Here is a 2,274-nt window from a genome sequence, read left to right on the forward strand (position 1 = left end):
AAATTTCCGACTTTTTATCCTCAATTTTCTGCCATCCTCGCTACGGGCGCTATTCCCGGACAGCCTCCTAGCGCTCTTTCTTACCCGTTGCTTTCATATGATCAGCATATATATACGGCCAGTGTTTAGACCACACTGGAGGGTTTGGAATATCTCTAATAACCGCCCGCAAACCATAGTAAGAAGAGATTGTAAAGTTGTTAGTTACCAGTAAGTCTTTGTTCCGAATTATATCACTCAAAAATGCTTCCGACTTTGTTCTGAGTTTGACCAGTTTTTTTCTGATATCTTTTCTGCAGCTCACCAACTCCGTTTTGCTGGCCATCAACTCGGAGATTTTAATGCAGAGAATTTTAAGGTCTTCCCGAAGCCCCTGAGGTCTGCCAATGATGTTTTGTAGTAATGCACTGTCGGTTTTATGCTCTTCCAGTACAAAGCGACCTCTGGCCAGTTTGGCCTCATCTTTGTATTTCTCTTCCCGGGTTGTAAGCCATGAATGAGAAGTCTTGATATTCAAGCTTTCTTCCATAAAATGGTCACATATTAGCGTTGTTAGCTGTGTTATAACTTGCTTCTGGGGTTTTACCTTTTGTAACAGGCCTATAAGGTGAATATCCTCAGGTTGCCAGGCACAACAGGCGAAAAAAAAGCGCCTGCACTCTTCTCTGGAAAGCCCTTTTGGGCGAATTCTACCCTCATTTAAAATGTTGATTTCGCATTTGTTCATTAACTGAGTCAGTTCGGAGGTGATTGCTTTACAATCATCCGGGTGTTTATGTAACTGAAGAGCAAGCTTTGGGTTGTTTGATAATCTCATATATAGGGATTCAGATGTTTGTGGGCTACCTCCTTCACTTTGCCTGGCGAATGATGGCCGTATGCCTGAATTAAGTTGAACGGGTGAATCTGTTTTTACTGGTATACTAGATTGGATTGTTTTTATTTCATCAAAGATTTGGCAAATAGTGTCTAAAATGGCTTTTCGTTTTTCATTGATGTCTGACAATTTTTTGTTGGAAATTTCTAAAACAGCAGTCTTGTCTTTCAAGGGGCTTGTTGTTTCCGGTAATAGTGTTAATTTATTTAATTGTTTTTTTATTTTCTCAAAGTTGTTGTAAAGAGCTGCTTGTGAAACGGCGTTTCTTTGCTCGGGTTCATACCATAACATGAATTCATCTACGTTTATCTTGCCAGTAGCCAGATCCTTGACTTTAGATCTAATCAATGTGCCAGTCGCAATGCCCCGAACTGCAAGAGAGTCTGCTGAGTACTGATTGGTTCTTGTGACTTTAATGGCTGAAACTCCCTTCAAGGCCTTTCTTGGGACTGAAGTATCGTAAATTTTTTTGGTCAGCTTATAGGAGTAGGTGTTTCTGATGCCCTTGGCTACACGCCCCACGAAAAAGGATCTTGCCGACGATTCGGCCTTGTTTTTATCACTCTGTTGATTTGTCGCTTCTGGCCGAGTAAAAAAGTTTGAGTTTATTCCCAACTGGCTGGATTTCATCGGTTACACCCTGTTTTGATCCTCTTGATTGCCCGACCACTTACAAAAGCTTAACCAAGAGGTGGTCTTGGAATAGACTGCCCTGCGCGGCAACTGTTCCTGTGATGCTCAAGCCCCTGCTTCCATTCAGCCGTGCGGTTGCGATAAATTGGTCTGGAATTGCTGTTTCTACGTCAAATAGCCCTGATATTTTCCACAGAATCAGAGATTTCAAGCCAAAATTTCACGCTGGGGACGTTTGATTCCGACAAGCTCATGATAATCTTGTTGCTCTGAATTCCTCGGACATTATCACTCGCCATCAAACTGCAATTGCTTTCAGTAGCTGAAAATACCACTTATTCATTGTAGAGTAATAATACCAAAAGCCACAAAACTATTTACTTCTTCAGTTCAACTTTTTCCAATGACTGTTTGTGTTGTTGATATTCTTGAGTTCATCCTGATCCGGTTGTGATGATAATTCGGCCAACTTTCTATCCCTCATATCCCTCAATTTCAGCAACCTTTGTTCGGTTTAGCAATTGTTCGGTTTAGCAATTGAACCGTGGGGAAAGCTCAATGAGTAGTGAAAATATGCTTGTTTCAGGGTTATAGTTTTCAGTATTTGCTTGTATTGGTTTTTAAGTGCGTCAGTAGACGTGTGAAGTTTGCCGTTTACCGGTTTGCCTGGTAGCGGTAAAACATGATTTTTCTTTTCAGGTATTATTGGGCGTAAGCGTCCAAACAGGGGGCAGACTCCCCCTACTTGTCGAGATCGGCTTTTA

The 2,274-nt window shown here is 41.5% G+C and carries 1 protein-coding gene; it reads right to left on the minus strand.

Annotation, left to right across the window (positions count from 1 at the left end):
• Nucleotides 1-67: 67 nt before the first annotated feature.
• A complete protein-coding gene (locus tag KDK14_RS18785) occupies nt 68-1,507 on the minus strand; it encodes a hypothetical protein (RefSeq protein ID WP_257266738.1) in 1,440 nt (479 codons plus the stop codon).
• Nucleotides 1,508-2,274 lie beyond the last annotated feature (767 nt).

The sequence above is a fragment of the Endozoicomonas sp. ONNA2 genome, from assembly GCF_024606365.1.
Taxonomy (GTDB): Bacteria; Pseudomonadota; Gammaproteobacteria; order Pseudomonadales; family Endozoicomonadaceae; genus Endozoicomonas.